General features: G+C 63.1%; 22 protein-coding genes. 14 read left to right on the forward strand and 8 right to left on the reverse strand.

Going from position 1 to position 24,561, the window contains the following annotated elements; translation table 11 throughout:
- Window positions 1-4: 4 nt before the first annotated feature.
- Window positions 5-799, reverse strand: a complete 795-nt coding sequence (locus AC0L2B_RS06155) for an IclR family transcriptional regulator (RefSeq protein WP_473744599.1) — start codon at window positions 797-799, stop codon at window positions 5-7.
- Between the two features lie 232 nt (window positions 800-1,031).
- Between AC0L2B_RS06155 and AC0L2B_RS06160 the strand changes: the two genes are divergently transcribed.
- The 8 genes from AC0L2B_RS06160 to AC0L2B_RS06195 are packed head-to-tail and all read left to right on the forward strand — an operon-like array spanning window position 1,032 to window position 10,977.
- Window positions 1,032-2,633: an ABC transporter substrate-binding protein gene (locus AC0L2B_RS06160; protein ID WP_473744600.1), complete on the forward strand. Its 1,602-nt coding sequence runs from the start codon at window positions 1,032-1,034 to the stop codon at window positions 2,631-2,633.
- A 12-nt stretch (window positions 2,634-2,645) separates the two neighbouring features.
- Complete coding sequence (locus tag AC0L2B_RS06165) at window positions 2,646-3,506, forward strand: alpha/beta hydrolase family protein (protein WP_473744601.1); 861 nt, start codon at window positions 2,646-2,648, stop codon at window positions 3,504-3,506.
- Complete coding sequence (gene ggt, locus AC0L2B_RS06170; RefSeq protein ID WP_473744602.1) at window positions 3,503-5,113, forward strand: gamma-glutamyltransferase; 1,611 nt, start codon at window positions 3,503-3,505, stop codon at window positions 5,111-5,113. The genes AC0L2B_RS06165 and ggt overlap by 4 nt, the downstream gene beginning before the upstream one ends.
- 58 nt (window positions 5,114-5,171) lie before the next feature.
- Window positions 5,172-6,149, forward strand: a complete 978-nt coding sequence (locus AC0L2B_RS06175) for an ABC transporter permease (RefSeq protein ID WP_091597385.1) — start codon at window positions 5,172-5,174, stop codon at window positions 6,147-6,149.
- Between the two features lies 1 nt (window position 6,150).
- Window positions 6,151-7,074: an ABC transporter permease gene (locus tag AC0L2B_RS06180; protein ID WP_413468470.1), complete on the forward strand. Its 924-nt coding sequence runs from the start codon at window positions 6,151-6,153 to the stop codon at window positions 7,072-7,074.
- Window positions 7,071-8,033, forward strand: a complete 963-nt coding sequence (locus AC0L2B_RS06185; protein ID WP_091597382.1) for an ABC transporter ATP-binding protein — start codon at window positions 7,071-7,073, stop codon at window positions 8,031-8,033. The genes AC0L2B_RS06180 and AC0L2B_RS06185 overlap by 4 nt, the downstream gene beginning before the upstream one ends.
- 56 nt (window positions 8,034-8,089) lie before the next feature.
- The gene (locus tag AC0L2B_RS06190; RefSeq protein WP_473744650.1) at window positions 8,090-9,085 is read left to right on the forward strand and encodes an ABC transporter ATP-binding protein; all 996 of its coding nucleotides are present in this window, start codon (window positions 8,090-8,092) and stop codon (window positions 9,083-9,085) included.
- A gap of 20 nt (window positions 9,086-9,105) precedes the next feature.
- Window positions 9,106-10,977 (forward strand): CocE/NonD family hydrolase, encoded by a 1,872-nt coding sequence (locus AC0L2B_RS06195; RefSeq protein ID WP_473744603.1) that lies wholly within the window; start codon window positions 9,106-9,108, stop codon window positions 10,975-10,977.
- 70 nt (window positions 10,978-11,047) lie between these two features.
- On the opposite strand, the gene AC0L2B_RS06200 is transcribed toward AC0L2B_RS06195, so the two are convergent.
- Together AC0L2B_RS06200 and AC0L2B_RS06205 are read right to left on the reverse strand one after the other, a co-directional pair.
- Window positions 11,048-11,947, reverse strand: a complete 900-nt coding sequence (locus tag AC0L2B_RS06200) for a proline iminopeptidase-family hydrolase (protein ID WP_473744604.1) — start codon at window positions 11,945-11,947, stop codon at window positions 11,048-11,050.
- Between the two features lie 154 nt (window positions 11,948-12,101).
- Window positions 12,102-12,827 (reverse strand): LuxR family transcriptional regulator, encoded by a 726-nt coding sequence (locus AC0L2B_RS06205; RefSeq protein ID WP_473744605.1) that lies wholly within the window; start codon window positions 12,825-12,827, stop codon window positions 12,102-12,104.
- 297 nt (window positions 12,828-13,124) lie between these two features.
- Here AC0L2B_RS06205 and AC0L2B_RS06210 point away from each other — a divergent pair, with 297 nt between their 5' ends.
- From AC0L2B_RS06210 to AC0L2B_RS06230, 5 genes are all read left to right on the forward strand, one after another.
- Window positions 13,125-14,816, forward strand: a complete 1,692-nt coding sequence (locus tag AC0L2B_RS06210) for an ABC transporter substrate-binding protein (protein WP_473744606.1) — start codon at window positions 13,125-13,127, stop codon at window positions 14,814-14,816.
- A gap of 121 nt (window positions 14,817-14,937) precedes the next feature.
- Window positions 14,938-15,966: an ABC transporter permease gene (locus tag AC0L2B_RS06215; protein ID WP_473744607.1), complete on the forward strand. Its 1,029-nt coding sequence runs from the start codon at window positions 14,938-14,940 to the stop codon at window positions 15,964-15,966.
- Between the two features lie 11 nt (window positions 15,967-15,977).
- The gene (locus tag AC0L2B_RS06220) at window positions 15,978-16,940 is read left to right on the forward strand and encodes an ABC transporter permease (RefSeq protein WP_236370505.1); all 963 of its coding nucleotides are present in this window, start codon (window positions 15,978-15,980) and stop codon (window positions 16,938-16,940) included.
- Window positions 16,930-17,952 carry an ABC transporter ATP-binding protein gene (locus AC0L2B_RS06225; RefSeq protein WP_473744608.1) on the forward strand — a complete coding sequence of 341 codons (1,023 nt, stop codon included), beginning with the start codon at window positions 16,930-16,932 and terminating at the stop codon, window positions 17,950-17,952. The genes AC0L2B_RS06220 and AC0L2B_RS06225 overlap by 11 nt, the downstream gene beginning before the upstream one ends.
- A complete protein-coding gene (locus tag AC0L2B_RS06230; protein ID WP_128167568.1) occupies window positions 17,949-18,941 on the forward strand; it encodes an ABC transporter ATP-binding protein in 993 nt (330 codons plus the stop codon). The genes AC0L2B_RS06225 and AC0L2B_RS06230 overlap by 4 nt, the downstream gene beginning before the upstream one ends.
- An 86-nt stretch (window positions 18,942-19,027) precedes the next feature.
- Here AC0L2B_RS06230 and AC0L2B_RS06235 read toward each other — a convergent pair whose 3' ends face one another.
- On the reverse strand, window positions 19,028-19,927 hold the full coding sequence (locus tag AC0L2B_RS06235) for an arginase family protein (protein ID WP_287218150.1): 900 nt from the start codon (window positions 19,925-19,927) through the stop codon (window positions 19,028-19,030).
- A gap of 259 nt (window positions 19,928-20,186) precedes the next feature.
- Between AC0L2B_RS06235 and AC0L2B_RS06240 the strand changes: the two genes are divergently transcribed.
- Entirely contained in the window at window positions 20,187-20,675 is a 489-nt protein-coding gene (locus AC0L2B_RS06240; RefSeq protein ID WP_473744609.1) for a cupin domain-containing protein, read from the forward strand.
- Between the two features lie 17 nt (window positions 20,676-20,692).
- Here the strand turns inward: AC0L2B_RS06240 and AC0L2B_RS06245 are convergent, their stop codons facing one another.
- From AC0L2B_RS06245 to AC0L2B_RS06260, 4 genes are all read right to left on the reverse strand, one after another.
- On the reverse strand, window positions 20,693-21,769 hold the full coding sequence (locus AC0L2B_RS06245; RefSeq protein ID WP_473744610.1) for an ABC transporter ATP-binding protein: 1,077 nt from the start codon (window positions 21,767-21,769) through the stop codon (window positions 20,693-20,695).
- A complete protein-coding gene (locus AC0L2B_RS06250; protein WP_473744611.1) occupies window positions 21,766-22,566 on the reverse strand; it encodes an ABC transporter permease in 801 nt (266 codons plus the stop codon). Before AC0L2B_RS06250 ends, AC0L2B_RS06245 begins: the two co-directional genes overlap by 4 nt.
- A 1-nt stretch (window position 22,567) precedes the next feature.
- Window positions 22,568-23,428 (reverse strand): ABC transporter permease, encoded by an 861-nt coding sequence (locus AC0L2B_RS06255; RefSeq protein ID WP_473744612.1) that lies wholly within the window; start codon window positions 23,426-23,428, stop codon window positions 22,568-22,570.
- 69 nt (window positions 23,429-23,497) lie between these two features.
- On the reverse strand, window positions 23,498-24,514 hold the full coding sequence (locus tag AC0L2B_RS06260) for an ABC transporter substrate-binding protein (RefSeq protein WP_473744613.1): 1,017 nt from the start codon (window positions 24,512-24,514) through the stop codon (window positions 23,498-23,500).
- Between the last annotated feature and the right edge of the window lie 47 nt (window positions 24,515-24,561).

Here is a 24,561-nt window from a genome sequence, read left to right on the forward strand (position 1 = left end):
CAGTTCAACTCGCTATGTCATTGGCAGCCGGCGAGCGGAAGCCAAGGGCGGCGGAAATACGATGGGCGGCCCGGGCCACCATGTCGCCCAGTTCGCTTATACGCTCTTCCGGCACCCGGTTTTCCGGGGCAGCGATGTTCAGCGCCGCGATTATCTTACCCGGCGCCACGAACACCGGTGCGGTGATCGAAATCAGATCGTCGTTGATCTCGCCGCGACTGACGAAAAACTTCGCCTTGCGGATTTGCTCGAGCCCGCCCCTAAGAAGCCGAGGATCGGTCACCGTTTTCCTGGTGAAGCGCTTCAACGGGCCGGAAAGAATGGCCTCGCGCTCCTCATCACCCATATGGGCCAGGAACGCCTTGCTCGAACCGGCATGTAGCGGACGCCGCCGGCCGACAATCGCATTGACGCGAAGATCCCGCTTCGGCTCCCATTTGGCGACGCAAAGGCTTTCCTGGTCATCGCGGATCCGCAACTGGGTGGTTTCGCCGATCTTCTGACCGAGTTCTTCCAGAACAGGGTTTGCTATGCGGATCAGGTCCATCTGTTCGCTGGCGGCGTGGCCCAGCATCAATGCAGCGAGGCCGAGGCGATAGCCTTTTCCATCCGATGATCGCGCCAGCAAGCCGCGCCGCACCAGCGTCTGCAAAAGCCGGAAAGCGCGCGCCTTGCTGTCGCCGGAACGCCGCGCGATTTCGGAAACGCCAAGATCTGCCTCGCCGGCCACAGTCTGCAACAAACTGATCGCGCGATCGACGGAATCGACCGTGTACCGGGTATCTGCTTGATCGGTCATTTCTCACTTCCTCGCCAAAGCGTCTCGTGCAGGAGGTTAAACGAGAAAATTTGTATCGTCTAGTGAAACGATGGTTTATCTGTGTTGACAAATAGTGAAGCTTTCGTTTCACTCGCTGTCAGGAAGGAGGCCGGCACCATCAGCGGATCCCAAGCTGGGCTCGATCATGGCAAGCGGCAGCGGAAAAGAACTCCTCCGATGGAACTATCCAGAGTGGACACGGAGAAAACCAATGATGAACCGGACAATATCGCGCCGTGCGCTGATGCAATGGGCGCTCGGCGGTGCCGCCGTCTTGCAAGGCATTAGCTTGACGGGGCTGGCCCAGGCAGCGGCAACCGGCCAATTGCGGATCGGCATGGCTGCTCCGCCGACGACGCTAGACCCGCATCTGAAGAGCAATGCGCCGAACAACGCGCTTGCCACCCATATCTACGACACGCTTGTCACCAACGACGAAAAGTCGATCTCCAGACCGGGGCTGGCGACGGCCTGGCGCGCGGTCGACGACACCCATTGGGAGTTCGACCTGCGCCCAGACGTGCGCTTCAGCGACGGTGAGCCGCTCACCGTAGACGACATCGTCGTCTCATTCGACCGGGCCAACACCATCGACAGCACGGCGTCGTTCCGGACCTACACGCGCAACATCAAGTCGATCACCTCGCCCCAAACCGGCAAGCTTCTCATCGAAACCAAGCAGCCGGAGCCGCTTCTGCCCAATTCGCTCAGTCGCATTCGCATCATCCGCGCCAAGTTCAAGGATACCCCGAGCGATCAGTTCAACAACGGCACCGCGGCGATCGGAACTGGCCCCTATGTGCTGAAGGAATATGTTTCCGGCAACCGTGTCGCGCTTTCCGCCAATCCCAACTACTGGGGACCGAGGCCTGCTTTGCCGGACGTCGAGCTCCGCATCGTCACCGATGCCGGCGCGCGGCTTGCCAACCTGCTCGCCGGCGATCTCGATCTCGTCGAACAGGTGCCCTACGAGGGTGTTGCCCGCGTCGAACAAGACGAGCGCTTTCACATCATCCGCGGCGTATCGAGCCGGGTGGTCTTCTTCTCGCTGGACACGTTCAGGGACGTGACGCCCTTCATCAGCGGCAAGGATGGCAAGCCGCTCGACCGCAACCCGCTGAAGGATCTGCGTGTGCGGCAGGCGCTGTCCATGGCGATCGACCGCAGCGCCATTGTCGAGCGCTTGATGCAGGGCAATGCCATTGTCGCTTCACAGTTTCTGCCCGCCGGCGCACCGGGCACCTCGGCTGCTATCAAACCCGTTCCATTCGACGCTGCAAAAGCCACGGCCCTGCTTGCCGAGGCCGGCTACCCCGATGGCTTCCGCCTGACGATCCACGGGCCCAATGATCGTATCGTCAACGATTCGAAGATCGTGCAGGCCGTGGCCCAGATGTTCTCTCGCATCGGCCTGGAAGTCAGCGTCGAGGTCATGCCCTGGTCGGTTTACGCCGACAAGGCGGATGCCCATGAGTTCAGCGTCAATCTGGACTCCTGGGGCGTCAACACAGGCGAATCCTCGAACCCGATGACAGCTCTGGTCGCGACGCAGAATCCGGACGCCGGTATGGGCATCGCCAATTCGGGCCGCTACTCCAATCCCGATCTCGATGCCAAACTGGCTGTGGCGAAGCGGACGCTGGACGACACCAAACGCGAAATGATGCTCTCGGAGCTCAGCGACATCGTCTTCAACGACGTCGCCCTGATTCCGCTGCACCATGAGGTTCTCGTCGTGGCTGCCCGAAAGGACCTTCAGTTCACGACGCGGGCCGACCAGTATACGCTGGCCATGAACGCCAAGATTGTCTGAGGAGGTGTAGACTTGACGAGCATCGCCACGGGATCTGTTGCGGATCGCGGTCGCGCTACATACGATCTTGGCGCGACCGCCATCTTTGCTTCCAAATCGGACCCACGCTTCCACTATTGCCTGTATGTACCGCCCGCGGTTGGGGAAGGCGCCCAAGTCGACTTGCTGGTGGCCGTCCATGGTACCGGCCGCACCTCGTTCCTGGGTTTCCGTGATGCGTTCGCCGAGTTCGGACGCTGGAACAACTGCGCCATTTTGTGCCCGGTGTTTCCAATGGGGGTTCTCGGCGACGATGCCCGCAGCGGATACAAATACATGATCGAGGGCGACATCCGCTACGATCAGGTGCTGCTCGCGATAGTCGAGGAAGTCGTCGCGAAATACCGTCAGGACTGGACCCGCTTCGCAATGTTCGGATTTTCCGGCGGCGGGCATTTCACCCATCGCTTCGCCATCCTTCATCCCGACAGGCTATGGGCGGCGTCGATCGGCGCACCGGGATCGGTGACCCTGCTCGATCCCACGCGGGACTGGTGGGTGGGGATTCGCGACCTGCCGGAGAAGTTCGGCATCACCTTCGACGCCGCCGCGCTGGCAAAAGTGCCTGTCCAGATGATCGTCGGCGATGCCGACCTGGAGACCTGGGAAATCACGCACGCCCAGGGCAGCACCCATTGGATGCCGGGCGCCAACGATGCAGGACAAACGAGGCCGGAGCGCCTCAGCACGTTGTGTCGATCGTTCGAGGAAGCGGGTGTGCGCGTACGCTTTGATTTGCTGCCCGGGGTAGCCCACGAACGCGACGCGGTTCTCGATCCGGTCAAGGATTTCCTGGCCCAGGCGCTCAAGGAACGACGGAACGCATCAAGATGAATGCAATGATCGTTGCGCCGCAGCCGGAGGCGGTCGAGGCGGGCGCTCTGGTGCTCAAACGCGGCGGCAACGCCGTCGATGCGGCGATCGCCTGCGCTTTCATGCAAGGCGTCGTCGACCCTCAAATGGCCGGCATCGGGGGCTTTGGCTCGATGCAGGTCTATATGCCGCGACGCGGCGTGCACGAGGTGCTAGAATTCTACGCCAGGGCGCCGCTCAAAGCGTCGCCTGAAATGTGGAGCGACCTTCTGGTCGGCCAGTCGCGCGACGGCTTCGCCTTTCTGCTGGAAGGCGGCATCAGCGAGATCGGCTATCTCGCCGTCTGCACACCGGGCAGTGTCAAGGGCTATGCCGAGGCGCTGGCGAGATACGGCACTTTTGAGTGGGCCGACGTCGTCGCACCCGCGGCCAAGCAGGCGAGGCGCGGCTTTATGGTCCGCCCGCATGTCCATTGGTACTGGGCCCAGGACGGCGTAGATACCGGCGAAGTGCGGACCCTTGACAAGCTGCGCTTCAGCAACACGGGGCGCGCCATCTATTTTCGCCCGGACGGCGCGGTCAAGCTGCCAGGCGACGTCGTCGTCAACACCGACCTCGCCCAAACGCTCGAGCGCATCGCGGCCGCCGGTCCGGACATTTTCTACAAGGGCGAGATCGCCGAAGAAATCGCCGCCGACATGGCCGCCAACGGCGGCCTTATCGGGAAGGATGATCTGGCGCGCTATGAGCTATCCACCGCGCAACCGCTCTGGGGCGAGTATCGTGGCTACGATATCGCGACCAGCCCGCCGCCCGCCAGCGGCATATCCATGCTGCAATTGCTCCACATCCTCGAGCATTTTGATGTCGGAGCCATGGAGCATGACGGTGCCGAGCACATCGTCCTGCTGGCGGAGGCGATGAAGCGCATGACCATCGACAAGGACCGCCATCTCGGCGATCCTGCCTATGTCGACGTGCCGGTCGCGCGGCTGCTGTCCCGCGACTATTGCAGCGGGCTCGCCGCCGAGATCAAGGCCGGGCTGCGCGCCAGGATCGAGCGCGTCGATGACCGGTCGCCGCGCGAGACGACCCATATTTCGGTGGTCGACCGTGAGGGCAATGCCGTCGCCTTGACCCACACGCTGGGCAGTCCCTCGGGGGCGATCACCGATGGCCTGGGATTCATGTACAACGGAACGATGAGCCGCTTCGACCCAAGGCCGGGCCGGGCCGGATCGCTGGCTCCCGGCAAGCGGCGGGCCAGCTCTGCGGCGCCCACAATCGTATTCAAGGACGACCGGCCGGTGATCGTCATGGGAGCGCCCGGCGGCAGCTATATTGCGCCGTCCATGGCGCAGGGGCTGATGAATCTCATTGATTTCGATATGAGCATGTCGGAAGCGGTGGCCGCCCCGAGGATCGTGGCGGTGTCGAACACAATCGACGTCTCCAATCGCATTCCGCGCTATGTCACTGAAGAAATCGAGGGCCGGGGCTACGAGGTGAAGCGCTCCTGGCAAAGTTACGCTTTTGCCGCCCTCCACGGCATCCAGATCGAAGACGGAATTTGCCGCGGCGGCGCCGATCCGCAGCGCGACGGCATGGCGATGGCGGTGTCGGCGTGATGTGCCGCGCACAGACGACTGGCGACCCTTTCCGGCAATCAGGCTGCGGAGCGATGCCATGACCGCAGCCGTCGCGCGCCGGCTGCTCCAGGCCGTGATGGTCATGTTCGCCATGACGGTTATCGTCTTCATCGCGATCAACGTCATCGGCGACCCCGTCGACATTTTGATCTCGCCCGACGCCGATCAGATCGAGCGCGCGCGCGTCGTCCAGGCACTCGGGCTCGACCTGCCGCTTTGGCAGCAGTACCTCCGCTTCCTCTGGGCAGCGCTGCATGGCGACCTTGGCGAGAGCTACGTCTACAACGAGCCGGCGATCAGGGTGATCCTGCAGCGACTGCCGGCAACACTCGAACTGGCCGTCTCTGCCATCCTCATTGCCATCGTCGTCGGCGTGCCGCTCGGGCTTTATGCCGGACTGCGGCCGGATGGCATCTTGAGCCGCGTCATCATGACCGTCAGCATCCTCGGCTTCTCGTTGCCGACCTTCTGGGTCGGGCTGGTGCTGATCATGTTTTTCGGCGTGCAGCTCGGCTGGTTGCCGAGCGGCGGGCGCGGCCAGACCGCCGAACTGTTCGGTGTCCAATGGGCGTTCCTGACCAAAGACGGCCTTGCCCACCTGATCCTGCCGGCGGTGAACCTCGCCTTGTTCGACGCCTGCCTCATTCTGCGCCTGACGCGCGCCGGCGTCGCCGAAGTCCTGCCGCTCGATTTCGTCAAGTTCGCGCGGGCCAAGGGCCTCAGGGAAACGCGCGTGATCGGCGTCCACGTCTCGAAGAACATCATGATCCCGGTGGTGACCATCATCGGCCTGGAATTCGGCTCTATCGTCGCCTTCTCGGTCGTCACCGAAAGCGTGTTCAGCTGGCCTGGCATGGGCAAGTTGATCATCGACAGCATCAACGTGCTCGACCGTCCGATCATCACCGCATACCTGATGGCGATCGTCGCCTTCTTCGTCATCATCAATCTCGTCGTCGACCTGACCTATACGGCACTCGACCCGCGGGTGCGGCTCCAGGGCGAGGGACCGTGACATGAGCGTCGACACCTTGCCGCCACCGATGCCTACCGAGGCCGAGAAGGGTGAAGAGGCGCCGTTTCGAGTGCTCGTGCGGGCATTCTTCCGCTCGCCTGCCGCCATTGCCGGCTTCGTGCTGCTGACCGCGATCATCGGGCTGGCGCTGCTCGCGCCACTTATAGCGCCGCAAAATCCCTACGACCTCAACCAGCTCGACATCATGGACAGCCGCCTGCCGCCCGGCTCGCAATCGATGACGGGCATGATTTTCTGGCTCGGCACCGACGACCAGGGTCGTGACATGCTTTCCGGCATCATCTACGGCCTGCGCATATCGCTCGGCGTCGGCGTCAGCTCGGCGCTTTTCGCCGCGCTGTTCGGCGCCTCTTTAGGCCTGCTCGCCGCCTATGTCGGCGGTCGGACCGAGACGGCGATCATGCGCATCGTCGATCTGCAACTCTCCTTCCCCTCCATTCTCGTTGCCCTGATGATCCTCGCCTTTCTCGGCAAGGGAATCCTCAACGTCGTACTCGCTCTGGTGATCGTCGAATGGGCGACTTATGCACGTGCCGCGCGCGGCACGGCGCTGGTGGAGCGGCGCAAGGAATACATGGAGGCGGCAGAGTCGCTCGCCATTCCGCGATGGCGCATTCTGTTCGTCCATCTTCTGCCCAACTGCCTGCCGCCGCTGATCGTGATCGCAACGGTGCAGGTGGCGCGCGCCATTTCGCTGGAGGCGACCTTGTCCTTTCTTGGCCTCGGTGTGCCGATCACCGAGCCGAGTCTCGGCCTGCTGGTCGCCAACGGCTATCAGTACATGCTCTCCGGCATGACGTGGATCAGTTTCTATCCCGGCGTGGCGCTGCTGATTACCGTGGTTGCGATCAACCTCGTCGGTGATCGGCTCCGCGACGTGCTCAACCCGCGGGGGCGCGAATGAACGCGACCGTGCTCGAAGTCCGCGATCTCAGGACCCATTTCGGACAAGCAAAAGCCGTTGACGGCGTCTCGTTCAGCGTCGCGCGCGGCGAGGTTCTGGGTCTCGTCGGTGAAAGCGGGTCCGGCAAATCGGTCACCGGCTTTTCCATCATCGGCCTTGTCGATCCGCCAGGCACGATCGTCGGCGGCCAGATCGTCTTCGACGGCCGCGACATCACCCGCTCCAGCCGCGAGGAGATGCGAGCGCTGCGCGGGCGCCGCATGGCGATGATCTTCCAGGATCCGATGATGACCCTGAATCCGGTCCTGCGCATCGACACGCAGATGATCGAGGCGGTGCAGGCGCATGAAAACGTCTCGCGCATGGACGCCAGGGCGCGGGCGCGCGACGCGCTCGGCATGGTCGGGATCCCGAGTCCGGATGAGCGGCTGCAGGCCTATCCGCATCAGTTTTCCGGCGGCATGCGCCAGCGCGTCGTTATCGCTATTGCGCTGCTGCACCGGCCGGACTTCATCATCGCCGACGAGCCGACCACCGCGCTCGATGTGACGATCCAGGCACAGATTCTCGCCGAGATGCAAAAGCTCGTGGCGCAGAACAACACGTCGCTGATCTGGATCACGCATGATCTCGCCGTCGTCTCGCGGCTCGCCGACCGGATCGCCGTGATGTATGCGGGCCGCATCGTCGAATCCGGCCCGGTGTCGGACGTTCTCGCCCGTCCGTTGCACCCTTATACCGCCGGTCTGATCGACTCCGTTCCCAGCCGCAACCGGCGTGGCGAGCGGCTTCGGCAGATCCCGGGAATGGCGCCCAGTGTTGCGCGGCTGCCGGCCGGATGCGCTTTCGCCCCGCGCTGCGCGCGCGCCGACGCGGCGTGTGCCCAGGCGGTGCCTCTGCTCACTGCTGGCCCGCGCGAGCACCGCTGCGTTCATCCCTTGCCGGAGTTCCGCGTATGATCCCCTCCACTCCGGTTGCGGCAGACATTCAAAGCTCCTCAGCGGGTTCTAGCGGGATGGCGCCGCTGATCGAGCTGAACGAGATTTCTCACAGCTTCGGCACGCGGCCGGATCTCGCGGCCCGTTTGGCGATCTCGTTCAAACTCGCCAAACCGACGGCAAGCGTGCAGGCGATCGACGGTGTCAGCCTCGCCGTTCGCAGGGGCGAGGTTCTGGGCCTCGTTGGCGAGTCGGGATGCGGCAAGTCCACACTGGGGCGGATCGTCGCCGGCATCGTGGCGCCCAGCAAGGGATCGGTATCATGGCGCGGCAAGGACTTGAAGGCGCTTCCGCCGCTCGAACGGCGTGAGGCCAAGCTGCGCGTGCAGATGATATTCCAGAATCCCTACGCCTCGCTCAATCCGCGCCGCAAAGCGGCCGATATCGTCAGCGAGGCGCCGCGCGTACACGGGCTGGTTGAGGGCGATCTCGGTACCTTTGTCGATCAACAGTTCCGGCGTGCGGGTCTCGATCCGGCGCTAAAACACCGCTTTCCGCATCAGTTCAGCGGCGGCCAGCGCCAGCGGATCGGCATTGCGCGCGCGCTCGCCGTGCAGCCGGAATTTCTCGTCTGCGATGAGGCCGTTGCCGCTTTGGACGTCTCGATCCAGGCGCAAATCCTCAATCTCTTCATGGACCTGCGCGAGAGGCTGAACCTCACTTACTTGTTCATCAGCCACGATCTCGGAGTGGTCGAGCACATCTCCGATCGGGTGGCGATCATGTATCTCGGCCGCATTGTCGAAGAGGCTCCGGCCGAGGAGATCTTTGCACGGGCCAACCATCCCTACACGCAGGCGCTTCTCGCCGAGGTGCCGCGGATCGAAACCACCAAACGCGGCTTTGCCGCGATCAAGGGTGAATTGCCGAGCTCGCTCTCGCCGCCGAGCGGATGTCATTTCCACCCGCGCTGCCCGCACGCGATGCCTCGTTGCCGCACCGAAGCGCCCCGACTGAAGGTGGTTGCTGCCGGACACAAGAGCGCATGCCACCTCAATGACGCCGTCGCCTGAACGCCTTGGAATTTTTTGAGATGACCGACCTCCAAGCGTTCCAGTCCGTGACCGATGACATGGTCCTCTGCCGCGATATCATGGTCACGATGCGCGATGGGGTAAGACTGGCGACCGACGTCTACCGACCGGCAAGGGGAGGCCGCGCGCTGGACCGGCCAGCTCCCGTCATCGTTGAGCGGACGCCTTATGGCAAGGCGATGGCATCGCGCGCCGAACTCGAGGTCAGCATGACCGAACCGATGGATCGCGCGACGGTCGCCGAGCATTTCGTGCGCCATGGCTACATCGTCGTCTACCAGGACTGCCGCGGCCGCTACGGCTCGGAAGGCGAGTTCGTCAAATATCGCTCCGAAGGTCCGGACGGCTACGACACGCTTGCATGGATCGCAGCCCAGCCCTGGTGCAATGGCCGGATCGGCACCATGGGCCTTTCCTATGCTGCGCATACCCAAATGGCGGCGGCGTGCCTTGCGCCGCCGGCTCTTGCAACCATGATCCTCGATTCCGGCGGATTCTCTAACGCCTTCACCTGCGGCATCCGCCAAGGCGGCGCGTTCGAGCTGAAACAGGCGACCTGGGCCTACCGGGAAGCCCGCGAGAGCGCCGTCGCCGCCGGCGACGAGTTGGCCCGAAAGGCGCTCGAAGCGGAAAACCTGCATCGCTGGTTCGGCAAAATGCCCTGGTCGGAGGGCCGTTCCCCGCTCCGCTGGGCTCCGGACTACGAGGCTTACCTGCTGGAGCAGTGGCGGCACGAGACCTTCGACGGCTTCTGGAAGCAGGTCGGCATTCATGCAGCGGGCTTCTACGACGCCATTCCCCACCTTCCGATCGCCCTGATCTCGAGCTGGTTCGACGTCTATGTCCCGACGACGTTCGAGAATTTCGCCGGCCTTGCACGCAATGGCAAACGGCCGCTCGCCTTGATCATGGGTCCGGGTCTGCACGGCGATCGCAATCTGACCTTTGCCGGCGACGTCGATTTCGGACCGAACGCTCCGCTCGGCGGCAATGTGGCGGCGAGCTGGCTGGAGTTTCGTCGCCGCTGGTTCGATCGCTGGCTGAGGAGCGGGCCGGAGGACAATCTCGACGAGGAGCCGATCCGCCTTTTTGTCATGGGCGGGGGAAAGGGCACGAAAACTGCAACGGGCCGTCTCGATCACGGCGGGCGCTGGATCAAAGCCAAGCGGTGGCCGCTGCCGGACATGACCGACCAAACCTACTACCTGCACCCCAACGGCAGGCTTTCGGAGGCCTTTCCCGCGCCCGACGCCGCCGCGCTAAGCTATGATTTCGATCCCGCCGACCCGGTCCCGACCATTGGCGGCGCGCTGACCAGCGGTCAGCCGATCTTCACAGGGGGCGGCTTCGACCAGAGAGAGGACGAGAGGTTCTTCGGCTGCCGCAATTTCGGACTGCCGCTTTCCGCCCGTCTCGATGTCCTCTCCTTCGAGACCGAGCCGCTTGCCGACGATTTGACCGTGCTCGGAAGGGTGGCGGTGGATCTCTGGGCGACGACCGATGCGCCAGACACCGACTTCACCGCGAAACTGATCGACGTCCATCCACCGAGCGCCGACTATCCGACGGGTTTTGCCTTGAACCTGTCAGACGGGATTTTCCGCTGTCGTTTCCGGCATTCATTCGAAAGAGCCGAGCTCGTGAAACCTGGCGAGATCATGCGGCTTCACATCGAGCTGTTTGCGACCGCCAATCTGTTCCGTGCCGGCCATCGGCTGCGGCTGGACATCTCTTCGAGCAATTTTCCGAAGTTCGACGTCAATCCGAACACCGGTGCGCCGGCGGGGCTCGGCCGTAGCCGGCAAGTGGCGCGCAACACGGTTTTCCTCGATGCAACGAGGCCATCGCGGCTGATCGTGGAGAGATTATGAGCAAATCGGGCGGGCTCTAAGCCCAGCACAATCAGCTTGCGCAAAGACAGGCCGCTGTGGGGCATGGGCCTCAATCGTATTTGGCGACAAAACGTCCGACGGCGGCGAGGCAGTCGTCCTTCTCCTCGACATGCGGCATATGGCTGGAATTTGGGAAGACCATACCTTCGACGTCGGGAATATGATCGAGAAAGGGCTGGACGCAGGCTTCGGTCGCTTCGTCGTAAAATCCGCGGAACGCCAGCGTCGGCGCCTCGATCAGATGCAGGCGCTCGACGATGGTCCAGTTCCGCATCGTGCCGATGACGTGGAATTCATTGGGTCCGTTCATGGTGTGATAAACCGTCGGATCCGCGTCGATTGCCGCGAATGTCCGGGCGACCTCCCGCGGCGTTGGACGGACACGGCAGACGTGGCGGTCATAGAAGGCTTTGGTTGCCGCAACATAATCCGGGTGATCGGTGGTCCCGGCTGCCTCGTGCCGGTCAAGCGCGAGTTGCACATCGGCCGGCAGCCCGGCCCGCAATTGCAGCGCGCCTTCCACCCATAGCGCCATTGAGGCCAGCGAATTGGCCAGGATCAATGCCTTGAGCCCGGCAGGGCGTCGTACGGCATGTTCGGCCGAAAGTATGCCGCCCCAGGACTGGCCGAGCAGGGCGTAACGCTCGGCAATGCCAATGTGAGCGAGCAGCGCATCGAGTTCGCCCAAAAAGAAATCGACGGTCCAGAAGTCGCCGCCCTTGTCGGGCAGATGGGTCGACTTGCCGTTGCCGATCTGATCGTAGTGGATGACGGCCCGCCCGGTATCGGCAAGCTCCCTGAATGAATCGACATAGTCGTGGGTGCAGCCCGGCCCGCCGTGAGCGATGACCAATGGCAGCTTGCCCGAGTTGAGATCTCCGATCACGCGATACCAGGTGCGGTAGCCCCGGTAGTCGCTAAATCCTTCGGTGGTCGCATGTGCCGTCACAGTTCCAAGCTCCGGGTCATGGCGCGGCAGGAACCAAAGTGACGGACCCTCCCAAGCCTTGTTTGCGGCCGACGGTACTAAGCGGCCCGGCGCATTTACAGCTAGCACTATTTATAGGTTTGCCGTGGCGGGAGGAGCCCTCAGGCGGAGAGCCTCAATGCTCCGGCTCGAGCAGCCGGTAGTGGGCAGCCAGCGCGATGGCGTGGAAGCGGTTGCGCGCGCCAAGCTTGCGTGTCGCCGCGTTGAGATGCAGCGTTGCTGTCGGCACCGCGCGGCCAATCGCGCGCGCGACCTGCTTGGCCGTCAGTCCGGCGGCGGCGAGGCGCAGGCACTGGCGCTCGCGCGACGTCAGGTGGACGTATTGGCAGGTGCGGATACCGGCATCGAAACCGGCGTAGACGGAGTCGTGCAAGAGATGGCCCAGATCGCCGATTTCGGCGATTAACTGCCTTGCTTCGGCCTCGAACCCTGGCTCTGGGTCGGCGCGGATCGCGGTGAAGGTGGCCAGATCCCCACCGGCAAGACGGATGGGCACAGTGACGCCGCAGGTCATCCTGGTATCGAGCAGATAGCTGATCACCGGATCATGCCTGGACCGAAGCACATGCTGCATGACGGTGCTCTGAACGCCCTTGTGCGACCAGAGGAACGGCCTCGATACGGCGAGCGCGGCTTCCTGCACCGGGTCAAGCTGATAATAGCCGCCTTTGCACCAGAGATCCTGCATGTCGCGCGGCACGTTGTGCAGAGCCATCAGCGACGGGGTGATCAGTTCGCCCTCATGGCTGACCGGCACGGGCGTATAGTCATAGATGAATGAGGTGAAACCGACGGGCTCCAGCACATCGGTCGCCACCGCCATGGCGCCGTCGATGCTCATTCCCGTTCGGAACCGGCTCTCTAGATCGCCTGAAAAGCCCTGCATGCGACAAGCTTACCCGCTGGCCATTGCTTGTCAAATAGCCATGTCACCCGCGTGCCCAATAAATAGGCTTAAGGCTGGCCTCTCCGACCTATCTATCTTAATAGCTATCCTGCTCGGCTTCGCTGGTCGTAGTCTTTTGCGATTGGGAAGGTGCGGAGACCACCCGCGACCCAGATCATTTCCAGCCACGCCGCGGTCGTCGATTGCGTATAGCGTGGCCAGTCGACACGCTTTCCACGAGGAAACACAGCCATGCGATCCCAAAAGGCACTTGCAGTCCAAAAGGCACTGGCAGCGTTGATACCCGGCCTGGCTCTGCTCGGCATGACGATCGTGTCGCCGCCGAGCAGTGCCTTGGCCGCGGAAGGCAAGCTTGGCGGCACGCTCCGCTTGCTGGCCAACGCCGCTGCCGGCACCGCCGATCCGCATATCAATTACACGCTGCAGTTTTTCCAGATGAACTATATTCTCTACGATGGTCTGGTGACCTACAAAAAGGCCGGGGACAAGACCGGCTTCGAGGTGGTCCCGGACCTCGCCGAATCCCTGCCGAAAGTCGAAAACAGCGGCAAGACCTACGTGTTCAAGCTGCGCAAAGGCATCAAGTTCGCCGACGGCTCGGACGTCACCAGCAAGGATGTGGTGGCTTCGTTCCAGCGCATCTTCAAGATCAGCGGGCCGACGGCCGGGACCTTCTACAACGGCATCGTCGGCGCCGATGCGTGTTTGAAAACTCCGGCGACATGCACCCTCGATGGCGGCCTGTCGGTTGACGACGCAGCCGGAACGATCACCTTCAACCTGGTCCAGCCGGATGCCGAGTTCCTGCAGAAGATCGCCATTCCGCACGCGGCGATCCTGCCGGCGGGCGCGCCGCTCAAGGATGCCGGCACTGATCCGATCCCGGGCACTGGGCCCTACATGATCGCGAGCTATGACCCGAACAAGCTGATGAAAATGGTGCGCAATCCTCACTTCAAGGAATGGAGCAAGGAAGCCCAGCCGGCAGGGTATCCCGACGAGATCGACTATGAATTCGGCCTCACCGACGAAGCGGCGGTGACGGCGGTCGAGAACGGGCAGGCGGACTGGATGTTCGATCCGCCGCCGGCGGACCGTCTCGGCGAACTCGGCACCAAATATGCCAAGCAGGTCACGGTGCATCCGCTGATGGCGATGTGGTATGCGCCGATGAACAACAATCTGGCGCCGTTCGACGACATCCGTGTTCGCCAGGCGGTGAACTTCGCCATCGACCGCGCCGCGATCATCAAGCTCTTTGGCGGCAGCAATCTGGCGCAGCCGGCTTGCCAGATCCTGCCGCCGGGCTTCCCGTCATTCGCGCCTTATTGCCCATTCACCGCCAATCCGGGCGAAAAGTGGTCGGCGCCGGATATGGACAAGGCCAAACAACTGGTTGCTGAATCGGGAACTGCTGGTCAGGAGGTGACGATCATCACCGAGGACAGCAGCGTCTCGAAGTCGATCGGGGTCTATCTGCAGGACGTGCTCAACCAGCTCGGCTACAAGACATCGGTCAAGCCGATCTCGCAGAACATCCAGTTCACCTACATACAGAACACCAACAACAAGGTGCAGATCTCGGTCTCGCAATGGTTCCAGGATTACCCGGCGCCATCCAATTTTCTGGAAGTGCTGTTCAGCTGTGCCTCATTCACGCCGGGCTCGGACGCCTCGGTCAATATTTCCGGGTTCTGCGACAAATCGATCGACGGGTCGATGGCCGAAGCAGAGACAGCCACCATCGCCGACCCAGCCAAGGGCGCAACACTGTGGACGGCCATCGACAAGGCGGTGACGGACAAGGCCCCGGTCGCTGTTTTGTTCACACCCAAGCGGGTCGATGTCGTCTCTTCCAGGCTGAAGAACTTCACCTTCAGCCCGCAATTCTACTGGATCGTCAGCCAGTCCTGGGTCGAATGATCCCCTCGAGCCAATGCGACGGAGTGCCACCGGCGCTCCGTCGCATTTCCTTTTCCGCCGGATCAGCGCATCTTCCAGGTCGAGATTTTTGCCAGGCAATCCCGTTTATGGTCCCCCGTTCATGGTCAATGTCATTGCGGACCAGCCTGACGCCCCGGTCCGCCAGGCCGCCGCTGGCCCATGGCGCACGGCATGGCGCAAGCTTAAAGCCGATCGTTCGGCAATAGCGGCGTTCGGTGTGCTCGTCGTCATCGTCATCGCTTCGCTGGCGGCGCCGCTTTATGCGCAATACATCGCCCACACGGATCCTTTCGTAACCAATCTCAACGGCGAGATCGTCATCGATGGGGTGACCCAGCCGGTACTGCAGCCTTCCACCGAAGGCCTTGGCCTCGGCATGACGCCGATTGGGCCGACCTGGCGGATCGGCCCGTATCTGCTCGGCGCCGACAATCAGGGCCGTGACGTCGCTGCGCGACTGCTTTATGGCGGGCGGGATTCGCTGCTGATCTCGGGCGCTGCAGCTGTGCTGTGCCTCGTCCTGGCGACCTTTCTGGGGGTTGTTTCCGGGTTCTTCGGCGGCATTGTCGATGTCGGCCTGTCGCGCATTCTCGACGTGCTCTGGGCGTTCCCGGTTTTCCTGCTGGCGATTTCCCTGTCAATCGTGCTGATCGCGCAGAGCATCCAGATCGGTCCGTTCGAAATCCGCTCCGGCAGCCTGTGGCTGCCGATCTTCATCATCGGCATCGTCTATGTGCCCTATGTGGCACGGCCGATCCGTGGCCATGTCCTGACCTTGATGCAGGCCGAATTCGTCACCGCGGCGATCGGGCTTGGCGCGTCGCCCTGGCGCATCCTGCTGCGCGACATCATGCCAAATGTGGTGACGCGCATCATCGTTTTCGTGCCGTTGATCCTGGCACTCAACATGATGACCGAATCCTCGCTGTCGTTTCTGTCGATCGGCGTGCAACCGCCGGACGCCAGCTGGGGCACGATCATCCAGGACGGTCAGGGCCTGCTCTATTCCAGGCCGATCGTGGCGCTGGCGCCCGGGCTTGCCATTGTCATCACTGTGCTGGCTCTCAACATTCTCGGCGACGGCGTGCGCGATGCGCTCGATCCGAAATCCTCGCCGAGGGGCATCTAGTGCTTGCCGCCATGAGTTTTCGGCTCGGCCAGATGGTGCTGGTCATGTTCGGCATCAGCGTCGTCGCTTTCCTGATCTTCTTCGCCACGCCCGGTGCCGATCCCTCGGCGCGCATTGCCGGCCGCAACGCGTCCCAGGAGACATTGGTCCAGGTCCGCCACGATTTCGGTCTCGATCGGCCATTGCCGGTGCAATACGGGCTGATGATGAATCGGCTTTTCGTCAGCCGCGACCTCACCTCCTTCGTCAATCGCGGGCAGCGCGTGATTCCTGCGGTGACAGGCGCCATTCCGGTTACGCTGTCGCTGGTCGGCGGCGCAGCGGTGCTGTGGGTGCTCGGCGGACTGATCGTCGGGGTGATCGCCGGCGCGACGCGCGGCACATTCATCGACCGGGCGCTGATGATCCTGAGCCTGATTGGAGTGTCCGTTCCGGTCTTCTGGCTCGGCGAGGTCGCCAATCTGCTGACACAGAGCCGCTGGCATGACACCTGGCTGTTTTCTTGGGTTCCTCCGCTCGGCTACATCCCCCTGACACAGGACCCCTGGGGCTGGTTCAAGGCGCTCGTCATTCCGTGGTTCACGCTGGCGACGCTTTATGTCGGCCTTTACGGACGGGTGCTGAGGGCAAGTCTGATCGAGATGATGCAGGAGGATTTTATCCGCACCGCGCGGGCCAAGGGGATCGGCGAGCGGCGGGTTTTGCTGCATCACGGCCTCAGGACGTCACTGGTGGCATTCGTCACCATGTTCGGTCTCGATTTCGGTGCCTTGGTCGGCGGCGGCGCGCTGTTGACCGAAGTGGTCTTCGGGCTGCAGGGCGTCGGGAAATTGACCTATGAGGCACTGCAGACCCTCGACCTGCCGATGATCCTTGCCACGGTGATCTACGCCTCGTTTTTCGTGGTGATGGCAAACTTCGTCGTCGACGTCGTCTTCGTCTTTATCGACCCGAGGGCTCGCGATGTCCGTTAACGCTCCCCTTCTCGTCGTCGAGGGTCTCACCGTATCCTTCCGCAGCGACGCGGGGCTGGTGCGGGCTGTGGCAGGCGTCTCATTTGCCGTCGAGCAGCGGGAGATCGTCGGTGTCGTCGGTGAGTCCGGTTCCGGCAAAAGCCAGACCTTGCTGGCCATCATGGGGCTGATCGACCGCCCCAATGCCGTCGTCTCCGGTTCAATCCGCTTCATGGGGCAGGAGCTCGTCGGGCTCAACCGGCGTGCGCTCGATGCCATTCGCGGCCGCCAGATCGCGATGATCTTCCAGGATCCGATGTCGGCGCTCACCCCGGTGCACACGATCGGCAACCAGATCGGCGAGCAGGTGCGTGCGCATGAGAAAGTGTCGGCGCGGGCGGCACGGGCGAGGGCTGTGCAGTTGCTGGATGCGGTCGGCATTGCCAATCCTGATCGGGTCGTCGACGGCTATCCGCACCAACTCTCCGGTGGCATGCGCCAGCGTGCGGTGATTGCGATGGCGCTCTCGTGCAACCCGGCGCTGCTTGTCGCGGATGAACCGACTACGGCCCTGGACGTGACCGTGCAGGCGCAGATCCTCGAACTGATCGGACGGCTGCGCGATCAGTTCGGCTCGGCGGTGATCCTGGTCACACACGATCTTGGCGTCGTCGCCCAGGTCGCGGATCGGGTCTTGGTCATGTATGGCGGACGCTTCGTCGAGGAGGGCCGCAAGAGCAGCGTGTTCCGAACGCCGCTGCATCCTTACACCTGGGGCCTGTTCGGCTCGATCCCGCCGATGGATGGTGAGCGTCCGGCACGGCTCGCCGCGATTCCGGGAGCTCCGCCTTCCCTCTCCAGCTTGCCGAAAGGCTGCGCCTTCGGTCCGCGCTGTGCCTTTCGCCACGATGCCTGCCTGGTCCAGCTCCCGACAATGCGTGGCGACGGCCATCGCGCCGCCTGCGTATTACCGGAAGCCAGACGCAAGCAATTCAACATCCACAAGGCTGTCGGCGTGGAAATGCAACGATGAGTGCTGCGCCACGCGAGCGCCCGCTACTTCGCGCCGGAGATCTTTCGAAGCATTATCACGTCGGCCGCTCGATTTTCCCGGCGCAGCGCCGGACGGTCCAGGCGGTCGACACGGTATCGCTCGACATCTGGCCCGGGGAAACGCTTGGCATCGTCGGGGAGTCAGGTTGCGGTAAATCCACTCTTGGCCGCTGCCTGGTGCGTCTGACCGATATCACCTCCGGTTCTCTGGAGTTCGAGGGCCGCGACATTACCGACGCGTCCCAGCGTCAGCTCCGTCCGTTGCGGCGACAGATGCAGATGGTCTTTCAGGATCCGAGCGCCTCGCTCAATCCACGTCGGCGGGTCGGCGATCTGCTGGCCGATCCGTTCCGCATCCATGAGCGCCTCTCGGCATCGGAAATGACGGACCGCGTCGCCGAGCTTCTGCGCCGGGTCGAATTGTCCCCCGAGCACGCGTCGCGCTATCCCCACGAATTCTCGGGCGGCCAGCGGCAGCGGATCGGCATTGCTCGCGCGCTGGCGCTCCGGCCAAGGCTGATCGTGGCCGACGAGCCGGTCTCGGCGCTCGACGTTTCGATCCAGGCCCAGATCGTCAATCTGCTGGCCGATCTGCGCGAGGAGTTCAACCTGACCTATGTATTCATCGCCCATGATCTATCCGTGGTGCGCCAGATTTCGACGCGCGTGGCCGTCATGTATCTGGGATCGGTCGTGGAGAGCGGGCCGACCGATCTGGTCTTTGCGGCGCCCAGGCACCACTACACCACGGCACTCCGTTCCGCGGTGCCGATACCCAGTATCGATCGGGCACGACGCGAGCGGCTTGTCCTGAAGGGTGACTTGCCGAGCCCGATGAACCCACCCTCCGGCTGCCGGTTTCACACCCGCTGCCCGGCTGCCACTTCCATGTGCCGCAACGAACGTCCGCTGCTGCAGAGCACGGGCGACGGTCGCCTGGTTGCTTGCCATCATCCGGGCGGCGGGTAAGGCGCGGGATTCTCGTTGGGGGAGGGGCAGGTCGTTGCGTCTGGCGGCGAAGTCGAAGCACAACGGTCAAGATTGCTCCCGTCCGCTCAAGCGGGCGCGGCTGTGCCGAGAGCTGCTGCGGCCAGGACGTCAGCAAGGCCACGGCCGGCGCTGCCGTCCTCGTCGAGGCGCGGATTGTAGATGGTGACCTCGATGCCGACCGCCTTGCCGCTCGCCAGGATGATGCGGAGTGCCGCCGACAGTTCGTCCCAAGACAGCCCGCCCGGTATGCGGAAATCGACCGCCGGCATGATCGCATCGTCGAGACAATCGGCGTCGAGATGGATGAAGAAGCCGTCGAGTTCCGCCCGCGTCAGGTGGCCGACGGCGGCCCGGGCGGCGGCTTCGACGCCCAGGCGGCGGATGGCGTGCAGATCGTAGGCCATGAACTCGGCTGGCAAAGGCTGGCTGCCGAATTCGGCCTGGTCCTCGTGGTCGCGAAATGCGAAGGCGACGACGTCCCCGGAGCGCACCAACGGGCGGCGGCCCTCCAGGTCGGTCAGCAGCGCCGGCCCGTAGCCGGTGACGAAGGCCAGCTCCATCGACGCGCCTTCGCTGTTGGGCTCCGCTTCCGGCTGGAAGAAATCGGCGTGGCCGTCGATGAAGAACAGGCCGTAGCGGCCGCGCCGGCGCAGCGCGAGCATCGGACCCAGCAGGATCGTACAGTCGCCGCCCAGCACCACCGGGAATTCGCGGGCGTGCAGCACCTCCTCCACGGCGTCGGCGAGCTTGGGTGACCACGCCGCGATCGCCTTGGCATTCAGCGTCAGGGTGGCAGGGTCGGGCTTCGGGTCTTTCGGCGGGACCGCCAGCCGCCCGGCGCGGCGCGCATGGATGCGTTCGGCGAGGCCCAGTTCCAGCAGCCGACCGGGCAAGGCTTCAACGCCGTCGGTCGCCAGGCCCAGCGAGGACGGCGCTTCAAGGATGGCATAGCGGCGGCTCGGCATCGGCTGCTCCAGCTATCGCGAGTGAGAGGGCGTTGCGTAGTTTCACTACGTGGGCGAGACCGAAGAAATTTCAAGCCGCCGCCCAAATTCCCTGTTGAAGGCAAGATGAGCGCATTCGGAGAGAACGTTGCGGCCGGATGAATGGCCTGTTGTAGCTCAAGACGATCCAAAACGGGGCCTACGGCCACCCGCACCTCGCCAATTTTGCCGGCAGGGCCTATCTCCTGGTGAACGACCTGAACCACGAAGGAGATCGACGATGGATGCCAAAGCTAAAGCGGCCGAATCGTTCGTTCGCGAGCCGGCGGCCGGCTCGACGCTCAACGTTCTGGGAATCACGCATATCTACAAAGCCACCGGCGCCGAAACCGCCGGGTCCTTCTCGCTCTGGGAGTCCGTGGTTCCGCCGGGTGCGGCAACGCCACCGCACACCCATGCCCGTGAGGATGAAACCTTCTATGTGCTGAGCGGCGAACTCGTCATCGAATTCGAGAGCGACTCCGCGCCCCATCGCGTTGCGCCCGGCGGCTTCTTCTTCGGCGCACGCGGCCGGCGCCATTCCATCCGCAATGACGCCGACAAGGCGGCTCGCGTGCTCGTCTTTTGCGCGCCGAGTTGCGGCCTTGATCAGATGTTCGCGGAAATGGACGCCGCGACCGCCACCGGCATGCCGGAGATGGCAAAGGTCGTGGCCATTGCCGCCAAATACGGCGTCACCATCGAGGCGCCGGCCGATCCGCCGGGCTGAGGTCGAACGGTCGTCTGTCAGGCGGGAAACAGAAATGCGGCGGCGGGATCGAAAAAAATCTGTCTGCTCGAGGCGATGCCTTCCTGTGATTGCGCCATGTCGGATGTCGGCCTGACGTCGATCTCCTGGCCGGCGGCCGTGCGCGCGATGACGCGCCGCCGCTCGCCGAAGAAGGCGGTGTCGATGAATTCGACCGCAAGCCCGGCAGTGGCCGGGCCGGGTCTCAGCCGAAAAGCTTCCGGCCGCACCATCAGCCGGGTTTTCTGGCCTTGGCTGAACGCCTGATCGATCCTCACGCCGGAGACGACCGAGCCATCGGCGAGGCGGATCGTGGCGGCGCCGTCGACGGTTTCAAGATGCTCGGCCGGCAGGAAATTGGAATTTCCGATAAAACTGGCTACAAATTCGCTCGCAGGTCTCAGATATAGGTCCTCACCGGTGCCGATCTGCTCGATGCGCCCGTCCCGAAACAGGGCGATGCGATCCGAAAGATGCAGGGCCTCGTCCTGATCGTGGGTGACGTAAAGGATCGTTACGCCGGTTTCGCGGTGGATGCGCCGTATCTCGGCCTGGATCTCCTCGCGCAGCTTCTTGTCGAGCGCCGAAAGCGGCTCGTCCATCAGGAGGATCGGCGGATCGTAGGCCAGCGCCCTGGCAAGCGCCACGCGCTGCTGCTGTCCGCCGGAAAGCGCGCCAGGATATCGGCCGCCGAAACTCTCGAGCCGCACCAGCGACAGCATCTCGGCGACCTTTCGGTTCACCTCTGCGTCCGGCCGGCGGCGCACGCGCAACGGAAAGGCAACGTTCTCGGCGACGGTGAGATGCTGGAACAGCGTGTAGCGCTGGAACACCATGCCGATATTGCGCTTGTGCGACGGCACCGACAGCAGCGACCTGCCTTCGAGAAGAACGTCGCCGGATGTCGGGTGCTGAAAGCCGGCGATCGCATAAAGCGTCGTCGATTTGCCAGAACCGGAAGGGCCGAGAAAGGTCAGGAACTCGCCCTTGGGTATGTCGATGGTGACATCGTGCACGGCGACGAAGCTGCCGAACGCCTTGCGCAGGTCGCGAATGGAGAGGAACGGTTCGGTCATTTCGACAATTTCCGCCGAATGAGTGCGGTTACGATCATCAGGCTCAGCGTCAGAAGAACGAGAAGGCTGGAGGCCGCAGCGATGACCGGGCTAAGATCCTGGCGCAGGCTGCCCCAGATCTTGACCGGCAAGGTCTGCAAGGTGGGGCTGGCCATGAAGATCGCGACCACCACCTCGTCCCATGAGGCGAGAAAGGCGAAGATCGCCGCCGAGAAGATCCCGATCTTGATCGCCGGCAAGGTCACCCGGAGTTTTGCTTCGAATGGGCTTGCGCCGCAGACGATCGCCGCATCCTCGATGGATTTGTCAAAACCTTCGAGTGCCGCAGTGATCGGAATGATGGCGAAGGGCAGTGCCAGGACCGTGTGAGCGATGACGAAGCCTGCCGTGGTGCCGCCGAGCCCGATCCGCAGGAAGAATGCATAGATGGCGATGGCGAAGACGACAACCGGCAGCACCATTGGCGTCAGCACCAGACCGCGAAGCGTATTGCGCCCGCGAAACTGTCCCCTGACCAGCGCGAAAGAAGCCAGCAGCCCGATTACAACGGCAAGAATCGCGGCCATGGTGGCAATGCGCGCGCTGGTCAGCGCCGCTTCGAGCCAGGCCGGATCGGCGAAGAGCTCCTCATACCATTTCAGCGTCCAGCTTGGTGGCGGAAAAGCCAGCCACCGCGACGACCCGAACGACAAAAGCACGATGAAAACCACCGGCAGCAGCAGAAACGCGGCAACCAGGCCGGTGAAACCCAGAAGTGCTGCGCGCAGCCAGCCCAGCCGGTCGTAGTCGAGCAGCATCTCAGATGCCTCCTGTCATGCGCTTGGCGCCGACGAGGCGCAGCTGCAGCGCGTAGAGCGCCATGGTCACCAAAAGCAGGATGAAAGCCGCCGCGCTTCCGAGCCCCCAGTTGAGCAAGGACTGGATCATCTGGGCAATCATTGCGGCGAGCATCATGTTGGAGGTGCCGCCGAGCAGCGTCGGTGTCACGAAATAGCCGAGCGACGTGACGAAAACCATCAGGCCGCCTGCAGCGATTCCGGGAAGCGACAAGGGCAGCAGAATGCGGCGGAAGGCGTCGAAGGGGCTCGCACCGCACAGAGCGGCGGCGCGCAGCGTCATAGGATCGATGGCGCGCAGCGTTCCGACCAGTGGCAGTATCATGAAGGGCAGCATGATGTAGACCATGCCGATGGTGACGCCGGTCAGGTTGTTGATCAGCGGCAGCGGCTCGCTGATCAGGCCGATATCCATCAGCGTCCGATTGATGACGCCGGTGCGTTGGAGCAGCACCATCCAGGCATAGGTGCGGGTGAGCAGATTGGTCCACATCGACAGGATGATGATGCCGAACACGATCGAGCCGAGGGCAGGCGGCATGATCGCCAGCATCCAGGCGACTGGAAACGCCACGATCACGGTTACGGCGGTGACGACGGTGGCGACCAGAAAGGTGTTGAAGAAGACCCGCGCATAGGTGCCGTCGCCAAACAGGGTGGCGTAGTTCTGCAGGCCCGGCACGGGTTCGGTTACACTGCGCAACAGCAACGCAACAACCGGCACCACGAAGAACAGGGTGATGAGGGTCAGCGCCGGCAAGGCGCCGCCGACGCCATCTGGCCTTCGGAGGATTGGCTGTCGATGAAGCAAATTGCCCGACATGGCGATGATCCCGGCAGCTCAGGCGGGACGCCTAGCGACGCCCCGCCGGTTCATGGGTGAGGTCGGCTTCTATTTGGCCTGCCAGGCGTACCAGCGCTCCGCGATCTTATCGCGGTTTTCAGCCCAGTAGTTCATGTCGAGGTTGATCTGCCCGTCGACATAGGCGTCCGGCAGCGACTTGACGACATCGGCCGGCATTTCGGCCTTGGCTGCCGTGTTGATGGGGGCGTAGCCGCTTGCTTCAGCAAACATGGCCTGGCTTTTCGGGCTTGTCGCAGCGGCCAGAAATTTCATGGCGCTCGCCTTGTTCTTCGAACCCTTGGGGATAACGAGCACGTCGGCGGCAGTCATGTTCTGTTTCCAGGATGCGCCGACATCGGCGCCGTCCTGCTCGAGGGCGAAGACCCGTCCATTCCAGAGCTGCCCGAAGGCTGCTTCACCGGAGGCGATCAGCTGCTGCGACTGCGCGCCGCTGTCCCACCAGACGATTTCCGATTTGATCGTGTCGAGTTTCTTGAACGCCCTGTCGAGGTCGAGCGGATAGAGCTTGTCCGCCGGCACGCCGTCGGCCAACAGCGCAATCTCGATGACGCCCGGTGCCGACCATTTGTAAAACGTGCGTTTGCCGGGAAATTTCGTCAGGTCGAACATGTCGGCCCAGCCGGTTGGCTCGGCCGACACCGCCCCTTTGTTCCAGGCAAGAACGAAGGAGTAGTAGAAGCTGCCGACCGCATGCTCGGTGGTGAAGCGAGGATCGAGATCGGCTTTCGGCACGACGTTGAAATCGATCGGCTCGAGCAGGCCGTCCTTGGCCGCTTTGATGGCGAAGTCCATCTCGACATCGACGACATCCCAAGCGACGCTGCCGCCTTCCACCATGGCCTTCAGCTTGCCGTAGTCGGTCGGGCCGTCCTGCAGGACCTTGATGCCGGAACTGGCTTCGAACGGAGCAGCCCAGGATTTGGTCTGCGCCTCCTGGGTGGTCCCGCCCCAGCTGGTGAACACCATTTCATCGGCGTGCGCGGCAGTGGCTGCCAAGAGTCCGGCTACTAGTCCGGCCAAAATGCCGGTCAAAATCAGTTTCATGTCATTCTCCTCTGTTGGTTGCTTGGTTTCTTGTTTTTATGAATTGC

The organism is Mesorhizobium sp. WSM4815, assembly GCF_055811575.1.

Coding starts and splice junctions, on each gene's coding strand:
- AC0L2B_RS06195 (WP_473744603.1), top strand. CDS start 9,106: ATGACCGACCTCCAAGCGTTCCAGTCCGTGACCGATGACATGGTCCTC.
- AC0L2B_RS06260 (WP_473744613.1), bottom strand. CDS start 24,514: ATGAAACTGATTTTGACCGGCATTTTGGCCGGACTAGTAGCCGGACTC.
- ggt (WP_473744602.1), top strand. CDS start 3,503: ATGAATGCAATGATCGTTGCGCCGCAGCCGGAGGCGGTCGAGGCGGGC.
- AC0L2B_RS06190 (WP_473744650.1), top strand. CDS start 8,090: ATGGCGCCGCTGATCGAGCTGAACGAGATTTCTCACAGCTTCGGCACG.
- AC0L2B_RS06155 (WP_473744599.1), bottom strand. CDS start 799: ATGACCGATCAAGCAGATACCCGGTACACGGTCGATTCCGTCGATCGC.
- AC0L2B_RS06245 (WP_473744610.1), bottom strand. CDS start 21,769: ATGACCGAACCGTTCCTCTCCATTCGCGACCTGCGCAAGGCGTTCGGC.
- AC0L2B_RS06175 (WP_091597385.1), top strand. CDS start 5,172: ATGACCGCAGCCGTCGCGCGCCGGCTGCTCCAGGCCGTGATGGTCATG.
- AC0L2B_RS06160 (WP_473744600.1), top strand. CDS start 1,032: ATGATGAACCGGACAATATCGCGCCGTGCGCTGATGCAATGGGCGCTC.
- AC0L2B_RS06250 (WP_473744611.1), bottom strand. CDS start 22,566: ATGCTGCTCGACTACGACCGGCTGGGCTGGCTGCGCGCAGCACTTCTG.
- AC0L2B_RS06255 (WP_473744612.1), bottom strand. CDS start 23,428: ATGTCGGGCAATTTGCTTCATCGACAGCCAATCCTCCGAAGGCCAGAT.
- AC0L2B_RS06180 (WP_413468470.1), top strand. CDS start 6,151: ATGAGCGTCGACACCTTGCCGCCACCGATGCCTACCGAGGCCGAGAAG.
- AC0L2B_RS06230 (WP_128167568.1), top strand. CDS start 17,949: ATGAGTGCTGCGCCACGCGAGCGCCCGCTACTTCGCGCCGGAGATCTT.
- AC0L2B_RS06235 (WP_287218150.1), bottom strand. CDS start 19,927: ATGCCGAGCCGCCGCTATGCCATCCTTGAAGCGCCGTCCTCGCTGGGC.
- AC0L2B_RS06215 (WP_473744607.1), top strand. CDS start 14,938: ATGGTCAATGTCATTGCGGACCAGCCTGACGCCCCGGTCCGCCAGGCC.
- AC0L2B_RS06185 (WP_091597382.1), top strand. CDS start 7,071: ATGAACGCGACCGTGCTCGAAGTCCGCGATCTCAGGACCCATTTCGGA.
- AC0L2B_RS06220 (WP_236370505.1), top strand. CDS start 15,978: ATGAGTTTTCGGCTCGGCCAGATGGTGCTGGTCATGTTCGGCATCAGC.
- AC0L2B_RS06210 (WP_473744606.1), top strand. CDS start 13,125: ATGCGATCCCAAAAGGCACTTGCAGTCCAAAAGGCACTGGCAGCGTTG.
- AC0L2B_RS06240 (WP_473744609.1), top strand. CDS start 20,187: ATGGATGCCAAAGCTAAAGCGGCCGAATCGTTCGTTCGCGAGCCGGCG.
- AC0L2B_RS06225 (WP_473744608.1), top strand. CDS start 16,930: ATGTCCGTTAACGCTCCCCTTCTCGTCGTCGAGGGTCTCACCGTATCC.
- AC0L2B_RS06205 (WP_473744605.1), bottom strand. CDS start 12,827: ATGAGCATCGACGGCGCCATGGCGGTGGCGACCGATGTGCTGGAGCCC.